14 protein-coding genes and 3 tRNA genes are annotated in these 15,421 nt (G+C 56.3%); 5 read left to right on the plus strand and 12 right to left on the minus strand.

Going from position 1 to position 15,421, the window contains the following annotated elements:
- Positions 1-32 precede the first annotated feature (32 nt).
- The 4 genes from AC3CHX_RS22380 to gcl all read right to left on the minus strand — a co-directional run bounded on the left by AC3CHX_RS22380 (position 33) and on the right by gcl (position 4,995).
- A complete protein-coding gene (locus tag AC3CHX_RS22380) occupies positions 33-1,322 on the minus strand; it encodes a glycerate kinase type-2 family protein (protein ID WP_488630185.1) in 1,290 nt (429 codons plus the stop codon).
- Between the two features lie 128 nt (positions 1,323-1,450).
- Positions 1,451-2,338, minus strand: coding sequence for a 2-hydroxy-3-oxopropionate reductase (gene glxR / locus AC3CHX_RS22385; protein WP_488630186.1), 888 nt, complete (start codon positions 2,336-2,338; stop codon positions 1,451-1,453).
- Positions 2,339-2,412: 74 nt separating this feature from the next.
- Entirely contained in the window at positions 2,413-3,192 is a 780-nt protein-coding gene (gene hyi, locus AC3CHX_RS22390) for a hydroxypyruvate isomerase (protein ID WP_488630187.1), read from the minus strand.
- A 27-nt stretch (positions 3,193-3,219) separates the two neighbouring features.
- Positions 3,220-4,995 carry a glyoxylate carboligase gene (gcl, locus tag AC3CHX_RS22395; protein WP_488630188.1) on the minus strand — a complete coding sequence of 592 codons (1,776 nt, stop codon included), beginning with the start codon at positions 4,993-4,995 and terminating at the stop codon, positions 3,220-3,222.
- A 195-nt stretch (positions 4,996-5,190) separates the two neighbouring features.
- On the opposite strand from gcl, the gene AC3CHX_RS22400 reads away from it, so the two are divergent.
- The 4 genes from AC3CHX_RS22400 to AC3CHX_RS22415 all read left to right on the plus strand — a co-directional run bounded on the left by AC3CHX_RS22400 (position 5,191) and on the right by AC3CHX_RS22415 (position 7,474).
- The gene (locus tag AC3CHX_RS22400; RefSeq protein WP_488630189.1) at positions 5,191-6,102 is read left to right on the plus strand and encodes a LysR family transcriptional regulator; all 912 of its coding nucleotides are present in this window, start codon (positions 5,191-5,193) and stop codon (positions 6,100-6,102) included.
- A gap of 193 nt (positions 6,103-6,295) precedes the next feature.
- Positions 6,296-6,814, plus strand: coding sequence for a glycine zipper 2TM domain-containing protein (locus tag AC3CHX_RS22405; RefSeq protein ID WP_488630190.1), 519 nt, complete (start codon positions 6,296-6,298; stop codon positions 6,812-6,814).
- A gap of 119 nt (positions 6,815-6,933) precedes the next feature.
- Complete coding sequence (locus tag AC3CHX_RS22410) at positions 6,934-7,086, plus strand: DUF3309 domain-containing protein (RefSeq protein ID WP_488630191.1); 153 nt, start codon at positions 6,934-6,936, stop codon at positions 7,084-7,086.
- A gap of 64 nt (positions 7,087-7,150) precedes the next feature.
- Entirely contained in the window at positions 7,151-7,474 is a 324-nt protein-coding gene (locus tag AC3CHX_RS22415; protein WP_488630192.1) for a hypothetical protein, read from the plus strand.
- Between the two features lie 730 nt (positions 7,475-8,204).
- Here AC3CHX_RS22415 and AC3CHX_RS22420 read toward each other — a convergent pair.
- Positions 8,205-8,969: a fimbrial biogenesis chaperone gene (locus tag AC3CHX_RS22420; RefSeq protein ID WP_488630193.1), complete on the minus strand. Its 765-nt coding sequence runs from the start codon at positions 8,967-8,969 to the stop codon at positions 8,205-8,207.
- A gap of 337 nt (positions 8,970-9,306) precedes the next feature.
- Between AC3CHX_RS22420 and AC3CHX_RS22425 the strand changes: the two genes are divergently transcribed.
- Positions 9,307-10,341 carry a cyclic di-GMP-binding domain-containing protein, MshE-related gene (locus tag AC3CHX_RS22425; RefSeq protein WP_488630194.1) on the plus strand — a complete coding sequence of 345 codons (1,035 nt, stop codon included), beginning with the start codon at positions 9,307-9,309 and terminating at the stop codon, positions 10,339-10,341.
- On the opposite strand, the gene AC3CHX_RS22430 is transcribed toward AC3CHX_RS22425, so the two are convergent.
- The 7 genes from AC3CHX_RS22430 to AC3CHX_RS22460 form a co-directional block, all read right to left on the minus strand.
- The gene (locus tag AC3CHX_RS22430; RefSeq protein WP_488630195.1) at positions 10,342-10,896 is read right to left on the minus strand and encodes a Csu type fimbrial protein; all 555 of its coding nucleotides are present in this window, start codon (positions 10,894-10,896) and stop codon (positions 10,342-10,344) included.
- Positions 10,896-13,259: a fimbria/pilus outer membrane usher protein gene (locus AC3CHX_RS22435; protein WP_488630196.1), complete on the minus strand. Its 2,364-nt coding sequence runs from the start codon at positions 13,257-13,259 to the stop codon at positions 10,896-10,898. The genes AC3CHX_RS22430 and AC3CHX_RS22435 overlap by 1 nt, the downstream gene beginning before the upstream one ends.
- Positions 13,237-13,986 carry a fimbrial biogenesis chaperone gene (locus AC3CHX_RS22440; RefSeq protein ID WP_488630197.1) on the minus strand — a complete coding sequence of 250 codons (750 nt, stop codon included), beginning with the start codon at positions 13,984-13,986 and terminating at the stop codon, positions 13,237-13,239. Before AC3CHX_RS22440 ends, AC3CHX_RS22435 begins: the two co-directional genes overlap by 23 nt.
- Positions 13,987-14,061: 75 nt before the next feature.
- A complete protein-coding gene (locus tag AC3CHX_RS22445) occupies positions 14,062-14,604 on the minus strand; it encodes a Csu type fimbrial protein (RefSeq protein WP_488630198.1) in 543 nt (180 codons plus the stop codon).
- A gap of 372 nt (positions 14,605-14,976) precedes the next feature.
- A tRNA-Glu gene (locus AC3CHX_RS22450) sits at positions 14,977-15,052 on the minus strand.
- Between the two features lie 117 nt (positions 15,053-15,169).
- Positions 15,170-15,245: transfer RNA gene (locus AC3CHX_RS22455), tRNA-Glu, on the minus strand.
- A 75-nt stretch (positions 15,246-15,320) separates the two neighbouring features.
- Positions 15,321-15,396, minus strand: a tRNA-Ala gene (locus tag AC3CHX_RS22460).
- Between the last annotated feature and the right edge of the window lie 25 nt (positions 15,397-15,421).

Genomic DNA, 15,421 nt, shown 5'->3' on the forward strand with positions numbered 1-15,421 from the left:
AAGGCGTTGCGCTGTTCCGACTGCGAATTTCTTTACAGAATCACTATGGCCCGAAAATCATTGACGTTGGTGCGGGTGGGACCGCTCACAACAAGGTCTCCCAGCGCGTCAAAAAAGCCATAACCGTCGTTATTGTCCAGCATCGCTTTTGGGCGCAGGCCCAGTTCTGCCGCCCGGCGCATGGACTGTGGTTGATAGATGGCGCCGGCGTTATCTTCGGAACCGTCGATGCCGTCGGTATCGCAGGCGATTGCGTGGATATCGGGGTAGCCGTCGAGCGCGGTTGCCAGGCTGAGCAAAAACTCGGCATTGCGTCCGCCGCGCCCAGTGCCGCGCACCGTGACCGTGGTTTCGCCGCCGGAAATGACCACGCATGGTTTGCTGAAGGGCTGGCCGCGACGGGCGATCTGGCGTGCCAGCGCGGCATGGGCCAAGCCGATGTCGCGCGCTTCACCTTCCATTTCGTCAGACAGGATATACGGGGTAAGGCCGGCAGCGGTGGCCGTCGCTGCGGCTGCATCCAATGCATCTTGCGCGGTGGCGATGACGTAATGTTGATTGCGTGCCAGCCGTGGATCGCCGGGCTTGGCACTCTCGCCCGCACCTGATTCCAGATGCTGCAAGACCGCTGCGGGAATCTCGATCTGATATTTTTTCAGGACCGCCAGCGCCTCGGCGCAGGTGGTCGGATCGGCCAGGGTGGGACCGCTGGCGATAATCCCGGGATCGTCGCCGGGGATGTCCGAAATCATCAGCGTCACGACCCGTGCCGGCGCGCACGCCAGCGCCAGGCGACCGCCCTTGATGGCGGACAGATGCTTGCGCACACAATTCATTTCGAAAATATTCGCACCGCTTTTTAGCAATGCCTTGTTGATGGCCTGTTTTTGCTCCAGCGAGATACCGTCCGCCGGCAGCGCCAGCAAGGACGAGCCGCCTCCGGAAATCAGGCACAACACCAGATCGTCTTCAGTCAGGCCCTGCACCATGTCCAATATGCGGCCAGCGGCTTGACGCCCGGCTTCGTCCGGCACCGGATGAGAAGCCTCTACCACTTCGATGCGCTGGCAATCCGCGCCATGACCGTAGCGCGTCACTACCAGCCCTTCGACATCGCCTTGCCAGTGATCTTCTACTGCCTTGGCCATCGCCGCCGCACCTTTCCCGGCGCCGACCACCAGCGTACGGCCGTTACCGGTCGGTGCCGGAATATTTGCCAGATACGCTGGCAGACATTTTGCTGCACTGACGGCGTCGACTGCGCTTTGGTACATATCGAGTAACAGCTGGCGGGGATTGAATGCGGTGTTCGAGGAAGTCATGCTATTCGACCTTGATCGGTGAGGGTTGCTTGATGTTACCTGATGTTGCTTTGGTGTTGCGTAATGTTGCTTGATGTTGCCTAAGTCCGAAACGCAACGTGGGCACGCGTTGGTGCCCACTCTACTTTTTATGCTTTGGCGATTTCGTGGTTCGACATGATTTCAATCGCGCGGCAGAGTGCCGAATGATCCAGCCCACTCATACCGTTAGCCGCACACGAGTTCATCAATTCCTGCGCCATTGCGGTGTTCGGCAACGAGACGCCGAGCGCCTTGGCGCCTTGCAAAGCCAGATTCAAATCCTTCTGGTGCAACTCGATGCGGAAGCCCGGATTGAAAGTGCGTTTGACCATCCGCTCGCCGTGTACTTCCAGAATACGCGATGCGGCAAAACCACCCATCAGCGCTTGCCGTACCCGCGCCGGATCGGCACCTGCCTTGGAGGCAAACAACAGCGCTTCGGCGACTGCCTGAATGTTCAGGGCGACGATGATCTGATTCGCCACTTTGGTCGTCTGACCGTCACCGTTGCCGCCGACCAGCGTGATGTTCTTGCCCATCAGTTCGAACAATGGCTTGACATCGTTGAAGGCGTTTTCCGAACCGCCGACCATAATGGTCAGCGAGGCGGCTTTGGCGCCGACTTCACCGCCGGATACCGGCGCATCCAGATATTCGCAACCGAGTGCGTTGATTTTCTTGGCGAATCCCTTGGTGGCGATCGGTGAGATCGAGCTCATGTCGACCACAACCTTGCCTGCGGACAGGCCTTCTGCAACGCCCTTTTCGTCAAACAATACTGCTTCGACATGCGGGGTGTCCGGCACCATGATGATGATGATGTCAGCGCGCTTGGCGACTTCGGCGCCGGAAGTACATACCGTTGCGCCGCCGTCGATCAATGCTGCCGGCGGATTTTTCTGGTCATGCAGGTACAGCTTGTGGCCGCCGCGTTGCAGATTCTCCGCCATCGGCGCGCCCATGATACCTAATCCGATAAAGCCTACTTTTGCCATGATGAATCTCCTTAATGGTCTTACATTTTTACGTCATTCAGTGATTGCCGATACGACAGGACACTAGCCGGGAATCAAACGCCGTGCGCTGCACGCCAGCCCAAGCCTTCAACCGTGCCGGCCTTCGGCTTGTACTCGCAACCGATCCAGCCGTCGTACCCGATTTCTTCCAGCAGTGCGAACAGAAAGCGGTAGTTGATTTCGCCGGTACCCGGTTCAAAGCGGCCTGGGTTGTCGGCCAGTTGCACATGCTTGATGAGAGGCAGATTGGCTTTAATCGTGTTCGCCAGTTCGCCTTCCATCCGTTGCATGTGATAGATGTCGTATTGCACGAAAATATTGCTGGAGCCGGTCGCTTTGATCAGTTCCACGGCTTGCCTGGTTCCGCTTAAGTAGAAGCCGGGAATATCGAAGGTATTGATCGCCTCGATCAACAACCGGATACCCGCCGCCTGCAACTTTTCGGCCGCATATTTCAGATTGCCAACGACTGTCGCTTGCGCCTGTTCCGCGCTCACGCCGGACGGTACGATACCGACCAGGCAGTTCAGTTGTTTAACCCCGAGCACCTTGGCGTAACGCAACGCCTCATCCACGCCTTCCTTGAATTCACTGACCCGATCCGGATGGCAGGCAATACCGCGCTCGCCCGCCTCCCAGTTGCCGGCCGGCAAATTGTGCAAAACCAGTTCCAGGCCATTTGAACGCAGTTTGTCGCTAATCTCTTCAGCCCGGAACGCATACGGAAACAGAAATTCGACACCTTTGAATCCTGCTTTGGCCGCAGCGCCGAAGCGCTCGAGAAACGGCAACTCCGTAAACAGCATCGTCAGGTTGGCAGCTAATTTTGTCATGTTGTCTCCTCCTCACATCCACATTGATTAATCAAGCAAACTCACCGCGGTTGGCGCATCTGCGCGGGTCTTGGCCAAATCTTCGAACTCGTTGATATTGTCGATCTCGGTGCCCATCGCGACGTTAGTGACACGCTCCAGGATGATTTCGACCACTACCGGCACGCGGAACTCGGCCATCCAGCGTTTGGCTTGCGTGAAGGCGTCCTGGATTGCATTCGGATCGGTAACGCGGATCGCCTTGCAACCGAGGCCTTCAGCGACGGCGACGTGATCGACCCCGTAACCATTGAGCTCTGGTGAATTGATGTTCTCGAATCCAAGCTGCACACAGTAATCCATCTCAAAACCGCGCTGCGCCTGACGGATCAGACCGAGGTAGGAATTGTTAACCACCACGTGCAGGTACGGCAGATTGAACTGCGCGCCAACGGCCAACTCTTCGATCATGAACTGGAAGTCATAGTCACCGGAAATCGCGACCACATCGCGCTTCGGATCTGCGGCGCAGACGCCCAGTGCCGCCGGAATAGTCCAGCCCAACGGGCCAGCCTGACCGCAGTTGATCCAGTGACGCGCGTGGTACACATGCAGGAATTGCGCTGCCGCGATTTGCGACAAACCGATGGTACTGACGTAACAGGTATCGCGACCGAACGCACGGTTCATTTCTTCGTACACGCGTTGCGGTTTGACCGGGACATTGTCGAAGTGGGTACGGCGCTGCATGGTACGTTTGCGCTCCTGGCACTCACCCAGCCATGCCGAACGATCCGGCAACTTGCCCGCCGCTTTCAATTCTTTTGCAACTTCAATAAACAAGGTCAACGCGGCTTTGGCATCGGACACAATGCCGTAGTCGGGACCGAAGACGCGACCGATCTGGGTAGGTTCGATATCAACGTGAACAAACTTGCGGCCCTTGGTAAATACTTCGACTGAACCGGTATGACGATTCGCCCAGCGATTGCCAATACCGAGCACAAAGTCGGAGGCCAGCATGGTGGCGTTACCGTAGCGATGGCTGGTTTGCAAACCGACCATACCCGCCATTTGCGGATGATCGTCAGGAATCGCGCCCCATGCCATCAAGGTCGGGATCACCGGGACACCGGTCAATTCGGCGAACTCGACCGCCAGTTCAGAAGCATCGGCGTTGATGACACCGCCACCGATTGTCAGCAATGGCCGCTCTGACTCACCCAGCATGGTCAAGGCTTTTTCGATCTGCGCCCGCGAAGCTTTTGGCTTGTAGACCGACAACGGCTCATAAGTGTCGGGATCGAATTCAATCTCCGCCATCTGGACGTCAAACGGCAAGTCGATCAATACCGGACCAGGACGGCCCGAGCGCATGATATGGAAAGCTTGCTGGAACACGCGTGGCACCAGCGCCGGCTCGCGCACGGTGACTGCCCATTTCGTGACCGGCTTGGCGATCGATTCAATATCGACAGCCTGGAAATCTTCTTTGTACAAACGTGCACGCGGTGCCTGACCGGTAATGCACAAGATCGGAATCGAATCCGCCTGCGCCGAATACAAACCGGTAATCATGTCGGTACCGGCCGGGCCGGAAGTACCGATACAAACACCGATGTTGCCAGCCTTGGCACGGGTATAACCTTCGGCCATATGCGATGCGCCCTCGACGTGGCGTGCCAGTATGTGCTGGATGTTGCCATTCTTTTTCATCGCTGAATAGAGCGGGTTAATCGCAGCGCCTGGTATGCCGAACGCTTGCAGGCAGCCTTCTTTTTCCAATACATATACTGCTGCGTCAATTGCTCTCATCTTTGCCATATTGCCTCCGGATTGCTGATTGTTTAAACACCACTATCAACCTGCTGCTGGTGACTAGTGAGGTCTTTGGATAGGTTTACATTCGATGAAGCACATCCTATAACCAAACTTTATGTTTGATAAGAAGACAAACAGTCTGTTTATTCAATACCTTTTGTATGGAATAAGCGGTAAAGTATGCAATCGGAGGAAAACATGGACAAACTCAAACAAATTGAAGCATTCGTTAGTGTGGTCGAAAAAGGTAGCCTGGCGGGCGCCGCACTGGAGCAGAACATCACGCCCGTGATGCTCGGACGGCGCATAGATGCGCTGGAAAAACGGCTGGGGGCCAAACTGATGCACCGCACCACCCGGCACCTGACGCTGACCGAACAAGGTACGGTGTTTCTGGATCATTGCCGCAAGCTGCTGGTTGACCTGGATTTTGCCGAAAAGATAATTTCGGAAGGCCGTCACAAAGCCACCGGCCATCTGGTGGTATCGGCACCAGCGGCGTTTGGACGGAAACACGTCGCGCCGCATGCCCCAGCCTTCATCGCCACCAATCCGGAAGTCAAGATTTCTTTCAACCTGACCGACCGCGTGGTTGACCTGGTGCGCGAAGGCTACGACATCAGCATCCGCATCGGCGGCACGATTGAACCCAATTTCGTTGCGGTCAAACTGGCCGGCAACCGCCGCGTGGTGTGTGCCACGCCGGAATACCTGCACCGGAACGGCATCCCCAGGACGCTGGATGACATTGCCGATCACAACTGTCTGTCATTCAACTTGCAGGGCGGCCAGCAGCGCGGCTGGTATTTCCAGCAAGGCGGCAAACCAGTGATCATCAGAGCCGAGGGGAACCTGGATTGCAACGACGGTGAATTGCTGCACCGCTGGGTCAGCGAAGGTTTGGGACTGGCATGGCGCTCAACCTGGGAAATCCAGTCGCAGCTGGCGTCCGGCGAACTGATTACGGTGTTGGACGAGTTTGCATTGCCGCATTACGACATCATGGCGGTCTACCCGCAACAACGGCATTTACCCGCTAAAACCCGCTTCTTCATCGACCGCCTGAAAGAGACTTACGCGCAACCTGGATACTGGACGCAAAGTATCTGACTGGCCGCCACTTCGTGGATTCCTACAACAGTATCAGCCCCTGTCTGATAGAAGCGCGACAACGGTCCCGCTATATTTATCTTCATGTCGGGCCATCTGATTGCTGGTGCAGCACCGATTTATCTCTCAGACAACTGGAAGGCGCCAAACTGGATCGCCATATCATCGAAAGCTGACTTTTATAGGAGTTGCTATGAAAACCAAAGACAAATCTCAAAACATGCTAGCCGCCACCCTGATCGGCAGCATGCTTTTGCTGGGTGGTTGCGCCAGTCCCTATGGCGGTCAGGATTATCGCGGTGCATCCAATCCACCTAGTCAAAACTACCCAACGAATCAACAAGCTTATCAACAGAATCAACAACCTTCCTATAACAACGGTCGGGGCGTAGTCGAGGCCATCGATGTGATTCAGGGCGAAAGTCAGAGTCAAGGGATAGGCGGCGCACTCCTCGGCGGTGTCGTTGGTGGCGTACTAGGCCATCAAATTGGTCACGGCACCGGGAATACCGTCGCCACCATCGCTGGTGCGGCCGGCGGTGCGCTAGCCGGCAACCAACTGGAGAAGAGCGGCAGTCGCGGCCCGGCTTCGTACAACGTCCGCATTCGCATGAACAACAACGCCTACCAGACCATCAACGTCAGCAATCCAGGTGATCTGCGCGTAGGCGATCGGGTAAAAGTCGATAACGGCCAGATATCACGTTATTGATACGCCGGAAGTCACAGATGATGCATTCAAGTTCAAAGCGCGTTACAGCACATTTAATCGCTCTGGCAATACCTGCCCGGTATTTCGCCGGGCAGGCGACAACTATCGAGGAGTAAACCATGGGCACCATTCTTTTGATTATTTTGATCCTGTTATTAATTGGTGCCTTTCCAGCGTGGCCACACAGCCGCAGTTGGGGTTACGGGCCAAGCGGTATCACTGGCGTGATCGTCATTGTGCTCATCGTGCTGCTGCTAACCGGGCGGCTTTAAACGGTCATTGTTCTTTTTGAAATGCAACGCTGCGCATGAAACCAGACGCAGCAAGGAGCCCATCATGAACAACCGCATCAAAACCGCGCTTTTATGCGCTTTGGTCGCAACCAGCGGCTTCGCGATGCACGCCAACGCGGCAGAAGAAAATGTTCAGTTAAAAGACCCGCCACGCTGGCAGATGGAAGACGTTACGCCACGAGCACGCTTCAACAACATGAAAAAGGAAGCCAATGCGGCCTATCAGCAGGCGCTGATCGAATGCAAAACACTGCGCAACAGCGAAGCCGCCGCATGCCGTCACGATGCCAAAGTCAATTTCGATAATGATATGCAACGTGCGCACCGGATACTCGAACACCGCAATGCATCTCAAGACGACGCTTGAGTTTTTGTAGCAATTTAAACCCCGGCCCGGCGTAACGTTATTTTATTAACCTGACGCAGCGCGGCCGCAGTCATCCCTGGCGCCCACTATTTTTGACAAAAGCGGCGTATCTGCACCCTAAAGATATTGGCATTGCTGTCGTTAACTTCAATGAGAAGTCAGTATTGGCCGTATTTCCCCATCGTCTTAAGGGGCCGCAAACCTATCAGAAAAATACCCTACGGAAATGAATTTCTATTTCTATAATATAGAAAGCGATATGGTTCCTGTTCTTCTGAATGCATGTGCATGCTAATGCTTGGCTGGCTTTGCACGAAGAAAAGGCAATAGTCCCAAATAGCAAGGTGCAACATGACATCCTTTCAAGTACAGACCTGTCTCTTGAGCACGATATGCGCACTCACGGTGCTTCCTGCACGCGGTGCGGGAAATCAAATTCTATTCACAGGTGCCGTCGTCGAACCTACCTGCATTGTCAGCGATAGCGATCTTATCAATGTAGCATGGTCGAAGTCGCCTTCACCACGGAGCTCCCGCACACGGTTTGCATGCGGCGAGACCAACACAACGATAACAACGCAATATTCGGTCAACGTGGTAACGGTAGCCGCTGCGAGAAGCGGAATAAATCCGTTACTGGACTACTTCGCCAGCCGGCTGGATGCCATCGGTATTAGTCCGGCGCATGCCAAAGTAATCACCGCTACGTACGAATAGATCGCTGCGCAGTCTACTCAGGAATGGTCGTTCCGTTGTAGGAAGACGCCCCGCCGTAGTCGTTGATAGTGGTGTAGACGATATTCGCGGATCCAGCGGAACACTTTTTGAGTCCATTTAGCGGAAACGTCAACGGCCCTTGCGGATCAACCATACCGCCATCGCTAGTGAACTTTTGCGCGCCAACGCTGGCGACGATTTCCGTGAAGGTAATGTGGTACGGCGTGGGATTGCTGACCTGCAGCAGGCAGCCTTGATGCGATCCGCCCTTAACCAGTTTCCAGGTGACTTGCTCCGATGCCTTTAATGGATTTCCCGGCAAATTCCTGGGACGAAAAAATACCTTGAGCCGTGAGCGAAAAGCGAACTGCATCCCAAACTGCATCCCATTCTTGCTCTCGCCCTCGGCCATTTCAGGCAGCAGCGGGATATCCAGTACATTCAGCCAAAACACTGACTCCTTATCTTGCGGCAACGGATCCTGAGAATACATCATCCGTATCGTCTGGCCCCCGTGCGGCTCGATACGAAATATAGGCGGGGACAATATAAACGGGCTTTTCGCCTGGTCCGGCGCTGCTTCCGGATGACCGTTGTCGACCCAGGTCTGGACCAGCGCGGGCGCTGCACCTTCATTGCTCAACCGGATTGTGGCGTCACGATCCTGCTCCTGATATATGACGCGCGTCGCCCCCACCACTATGTTCGCATCGGCAGGGCTGATTGCGAGGCATAGGTTTAGCGCGCTGGCGGCAATCAGACAGAGAGTATTCTTCATGCAGTGAGGCCCTGAAAGCAAGCGAGAGCAACAATCATAACCCGACGACGAACAACGCCCAGATGGAAAAAGGCGCGATTTATAGTGCCAATTCAACTACTAACCAGTCATCAATGAAGTATGGCCTTGGGCCGATTTGACGGGCGAATCCGCTAAATACCTTGTGGATTTTCAAAAAGGTACTGGACTCTGCCGGGCGGCAACGCTACTCTCAATAGAATCGCTTCGATACCGGCTTGCCGTCGGTAAACAAGTTAGCTTAAGAAATGGCACCAGATCACTGTATCCAATGATCTGGCTAGAATATCAAGAACAACCAAGTGCTTGGAAATTTCTTATGTTGCCTCTTAGGACCGATCAAACGTCGCGCGTATCCGAGCCGTCGACGCCTGCCATAAAACCAATTAGTCCCGGCACTACCGCCCGCCCCGATGCGCTGGCGTTGCCCAGTATATTTGACTGGCTGCACCTCGACGATCTTGCCATCGATCGGGCGGCAAGAGAAAGCTGGAACAGCTTTGCAGCGGTGCCGGGTTCCGCTGCGGGCGGACGCAAACAGGCTGCTGAACGCCTGTTGCGGGCTCAACGAATCACGCGACGACAACGCGAATTCTCCCTGGTGGAACAAAAGAAAACCGGGGAAAAGCTGGGTGATCTGCTGGTTCGGCTCGGCTGGCTCAGTATCGCAGAGCTGGATGCGGCGTTCGCCCTGCAGCATAGCCGGGACGGCGCCGATGGACCGTTGCGCCTGGGCAACATTCTGATTGCGCTAGGGGTGATCTCGCAGGCGCAACTGGAGGACGCCATTCTGCGGCAGCGGCTTTCCCGCAAGCGCTTGGGTGAACTGCTGGTGGAAGCAGGCCACGCGCAACCGGGCGAAGTGCTGCGCGGGTTGAGCTTGCAGCGCAAGCTGCAAAAGGCCGCGCTCGTGACATTCCTATCGTTCGCCACCATGGCTGCCGCTCCGATGGCCCGTGCTGACAGCCACTCCGGCAGCATCAGCGTCAGCGCGACCGTAGTCCCGTCCGCCCAACTTCGCGTGATATACCAGAGCACCCAGTTGACCATCGCTGCGGCAGATATCGGACGCGGTTACAAGGATGTGCCGACGGACTCCCAGATCGAGGTGAAAAGCAATAGCCGAGAGGGATTTGCGCTGACCTTCAACACCATGCCTAATCTGTTCAAGGCCGTGCAGATTACCGGGCTGGGTGGAATGGTGGAGTTGGGAACGGAGGGAGGAACGGTAGTGCAAAGAAAGAGCGGCCGGCAGTCGGTATCGCTTCAACTCGGCTACCGCTTCATCTTTTCGGAGGGGGTTCAACCCGGCAACTATGCCTGGCCGATCATACTGTCGGCGCGTGCACTGTAATTAAAAGTTCAGTGTGTAAATCAGGGTGTCATTGTAGTTGCCGACCACCGGATCCTGAGCAGCCGGAACACGGCCGTAAATTGTCTCTGTGAAGGTGACGGGGCTGTTCTTGGAAATACTCGCGGAGCCGGTATCTGTAACGGTTCCTCCCGTTCCGTTCCCCATTATCTGCGTCCGCGCCGCATCTATATACAGATTGTAGTTGAGCGTATTGAGTGGGTTGCTGCCTTGCATTTGCCGGGGCGAGTAAGTCCCGGACAATCCGGTACTCAGAGAGATAGCAACATTCACCGTCTCGCTGTTTTTGGTCGAGGTGCAGGTAATCGTCGCCGTGGCAACCCCATCCAGAGGACTCGCCAAATTCGCTGCGATGGGGTCATAGCCTCCGAAAGCGGCGCCAGCCAGGGCGTCGATGCTGCAACTCGCAGCATGCACGGCCGATGCCGCCATCAGCATCAGCCCGACGATAAGTCGGCCAATGACGCGGCGGGCCTGGCCGACACTGCTTAGGCCAGGAATTCTGTCGTCGTCGGGTACTAACCAGCCAGCGCTCATTACAGCTCTCCTTTGCAGACGAATGTCCCCAGATTCGGCAGCGGATCCGCCGAATCCTTGAACGGCACGTCTATCGTGCAGTCGCGCCCTTGCCAGATGGCGCGCAAGCGGTTCGTCGTCGCCAATCCGGTCAGATAAACCTCGCCTTCCATCGCCACCGGAAACGGTGTTGCCTGGCCCTCCACCTCGACCACAGCCCCTGCCGGCAGCGCTTTGCCGTCGCCGGAGACCAGGCGTAGCAAAGCGCCATGCGAGCGCTTTATCGGAAATTGCACCACAACCCCGCTGCGGTAGTATGGCACCGGGTTCATGGTCAGACTGCTGATTTCAGCATCCATGCCCAAGTCCAACTGCTCAACCCGAACCGGGTTGTTGTCGTAAGCGCGCAAGTGCGGCAGCAGTGCATTGCCGTTGGCATCGGTGCGCCCGGCCAGTTGATTGTCGACATACACCCGAACGTTCTCCATGCCGGGCAGTTGCACCAGGCCGAAACTGTCGGTGATGCGGCGGCTGAAGAATGGGGCGCCGCCTAACAGCGCGACGCCACCCGAAACCCCGACCCGGGCACTCGATTGACCTTCGAAAGTTGCCGCTTCCATCGTGTAGGTACCGACGTTATTTTGCAGCAACAACGTAGCCTGCTGCGGCCCGTGGTCGGCAGCCTGCAGACGATAACCATAACCTTCTCCGCTTGGCAGGCTGCGCTGCACCTGTATTTCGGACTCGCCGGGGCCATTGCCGGAGCTAGTGTGACTCACGCTGGCGTTGATATTGGTCCCCAGCGGCATGGACCAATTGATGCTGACGGCAGGACCGGTTTGACCGCTCAGGGTTTTGGAGGCGCTGATTCCCAGATAGCCCGCGCGGTTCATCGACAGGCTATAGCTGAGGCTGGCCAATTCGACCCGGGCGCTAGCGCTGACGTCTTGCCGCACATAGGCCAGGCCGATGGACCCGGATTGCCCCATAGAGACACCGATATTCGCACTCGTCAAACGGCGCGTGGTAGGAAATCCCGGCGCGAAACCGAGCTGACGGAAATTATCGCTGGCGATCTGAGTGCGCGCGCCAAAGTTGAACCTGGAAGTCTGGCGGTCAAAACCGAGCGCCCACAAGTGCCCGTTGCCGGCATCGCTGCGACTGCCCGCAACGGCAGCATTCAGCGTTCCCAGCGAGGGTAGCAAGGCGGTGGCACCGAAACCGAGGGTTGACTGCCCGCCCGCCTGGACTTCCATATGCCCTTCGGCGGTCAGGTTGTCGGTCACACCGCGACGATAAGTGCCGGCGCCAAAGCGTCGGCCATAGTCGTTGCTGCTGATGCCGAAGTTGTCCCGGATAGCACCCAATTCGAAAGAGAAATCCTGCAAGCCCGGCCGCAGCAGACTGGTGCTGGCATAAAACGGTTGCGTAATCACCTGCTCCCGTCCAAGCGCATCGCGCACCACCATCTGCACATTGCCCTGCCCGCTGACGACCGGCAGATCGGAGATCGAGAACGGGCCCGGAGGTACATTCTTTTGCGTCGTCAGCATATTGTTGACGTACACGTCGACGGTAGATGGCAACACCGCCTGACCGGCGAAGTTTTGCATCGGCAGCGTAACCAGTCCAGGCTGGGTGGCAAAATTGGTCGCGTACTGCAGGCCGCCAAAGTGCACCGAACTCCCCCAGATGCCGGCTGCCCGGGACACCGCATCGCCGAATCTGAAACTGGCCACGCGATCCGGCCGATCCAGCGTGAAGGTGGTATCCAGCCGTACCGAACTGGCCTGTCCATTGCCGCTTTGCCGCGTGAAGTTGGTCACCGCCGTTCCCAGAGAATTGAATGCACCGACTTCAAACAAGCCGGATTGCGCTGTACCGCCAACGTTGGAGCGTTCAAGGAACACATCGTAATTAAAGAACATGCCCGGGCTGGGCCGGATCGGCGGGGAATAATTGCTTGCGTGCGCGTTTGCGGTCGTGCCGGCGAACGCCTCCGGTTTAACTGTGATGCTCAGCGTCTGGGTAGCCTCGTTGAGTTGTGCATCGATGCCTGGCAATGCCGCCAGCGGATAATATGATGTGCCGTGAAAGCTGACCGGCTGTACAGCCGGTACCTTTAAGCGCCAGCGCAGCAGATCCGGCGCCGACGCGTACAGCCCTCCTTGGCGATCTTTCAGCATGAGCGCAGTTTCATCCAGCTTTTGCCGATTGATGTCCAGCATCAGGAGCGCCTGTTCGAACTCTTCGCGGCTGGCCTCGGGCTGGGTTGCTGGTGGGGTGGTTCGAGCCAGCGCAACCAAAGGAAAGCAAGCAACAAGAACAAGGGTAAGGAACGCTGGAAGAACTGTACGGCTTTTACGGTTTTTCCAGCGTGGCATCTGTTTCCACTTTTCCGGTGTCGGTATTGACTATCACGTGCACTTTGTCGCCGCTCAACGGCTGGCCCGGATCGGTGGGCAACACCCAGTTATGGCTTTGGCCGGGCAGCAGATAAGCGGAAACCTGCTGGACTGCCAGCGTGTGCTGATCCGGCCGGGTCAGGCTGAAATCGGTGACTTGGACATGTGCGTTACCGTCATTCTTCAAAGTGACCTTGATCTGGTTCCCGGCTTGCCGCTCCAGTTTCCAGTTCAATACCGGTGCGACTTTGATCTTCGGCTGAATGAAGACGGGAATGCCAATGCGCAAAGCCACTTGCAATCCGCGAAAACCAGGCTTGGGCGGTGGCGGAACTTCCTGCAGGAATAGCCGGTAACTAAGCTCTTGATCAGCACTGCCATTACGTCGCAAAGCAACCCGGACGATCTGTGTGGCACCGGGTTGAATCGTGAAGATCGGCGGCGTCGCCAGGAAATCCTGGTTGGCCGGAGAATACTGGTCCTGCCCGTTTTCCTGCGACCAGGCCGTCGCTTGCAGCTGAATCACCACCGGTTCGTCGCCGCTGTTCTCCACGGTCAGCGCGGCGCTGGTCTGCTGCGTAGAAAGGTCCACCCGTACCGGGGCGACATGAAAGGCCCCGGCCCAAAGCAAGCCCGGGTGTAGCCCGACAACCAAGAAAAGAAGCGCAGCCGCTTGGACCGCCCGAACCTTATGCCAGGAACGCATTAATTGCACTCATCAAAATTGTAAAATTTGGCAATCGCCGCGCGGCGCGGCAGCACGCATGCCGCCGCGCAGACATCAGAAATTGACGCTGGCTACGACTGTGTCGGCGTAGCTGGTGCCCACCGGCACATCCTGGCCTGCAGCCACTTGGCCGCAAACGTTGTACGTACGTGAGGCCTTGCCCGGGGAAGCTGACGGCGTAAAGACGTTGGTACCGCTTGTGCCCCACACGGTTGGCGTAACGTAACTACAGGCCGTAGACGGAACAGTCGTGCTCGGCTGCTGGTACAGTTCGTAGGTCAGGAGGCCACCGCTAGTAGCGTCCAGCATCCGGCGGGTGGAGCCGGTCGCGTTGCTGCCGAGTCCAAGCGTGACGGCCGGGGCAGCACCCTTGGTACATGCGATCGTTACCGTGCCGCTGCCATTCAGCGGAACAGACGCGTTGGTCGTAACCGGGTCGTACGCACCGAACGCCACCGGTGTCGTGCCGATAGAACAAACCGCAGCCACGTTGGCGCTCACGGCCAGGTTGCTGGTTAGCGTTCCGGCGGACGCTACGCCTGCAACAGTCAGCAGAATCGTGGCACAGAATGCTTGGAAAATATTTTTGTTTTGCATGGCAGGCTTCTCCCTTGATGTAACGGTAAGTTAAGTTTCAATACGGTAATTCCGGTGGACATTATCCATAAACTTGCTGAATAAAGGATGTCAGACGAACAATTGCGTGACATTTTTTATTAACTAATGTTAATAGTTGTGCTAACACAACAAATGTCACATGACGTTAACTGGAATTAACAATTAACCCAAGGGAGCAAAAGCTGCGCCAAGGCTTCGTAAGCGCACGCGGCGCAGGAAAAATAGGAAATGAATGCGAGGAGACTCTAATCCACCTGAGGAAAATGGACATTTAAAAACAGTCAAAGCACGGAAATACAAAAGCAGCCGCACATGCAAAAAGCCCGCATCAAAAGATGCGGGCTTTTTATCTGGCGTCCCCAGGGGGATTCGAACCCCCGTACTCACCGTGAAAGGGTGATGTCCTAGGCCTCTAGACGATGGGGACAGTAACCTGTCCATGCTGCTTGACCTTAACTCTTGCTGCTCAAGTACATACTGCTGCACGCCTGACCTGAATGGTCTAAATAAAAAAGTCGCATCAGTCGGATGCGACTTTTTAATCTGGCGTCCCCAGGGGGATTCGAACCCCCGTACTCACCGTGAAAGGGTGATGTCCTAGGCCTCTAGACGATGGGGACAATAATCTGTCCGTACTGCTTGCGATGCCGCACTTGCTACTACTACTTACTACTAATAACCCCACCTGCTTACGCTGGTGGAGGTAAGCGGGATCGAACCGCTGACCTCTTGCATGCCATGCAAGCGCTCTCCCAGCTGAGCTATACCCCCTTGCGAAGAAGCGAAATTATAGCAA

Source organism: Glaciimonas sp. OK215, assembly GCF_057787885.1.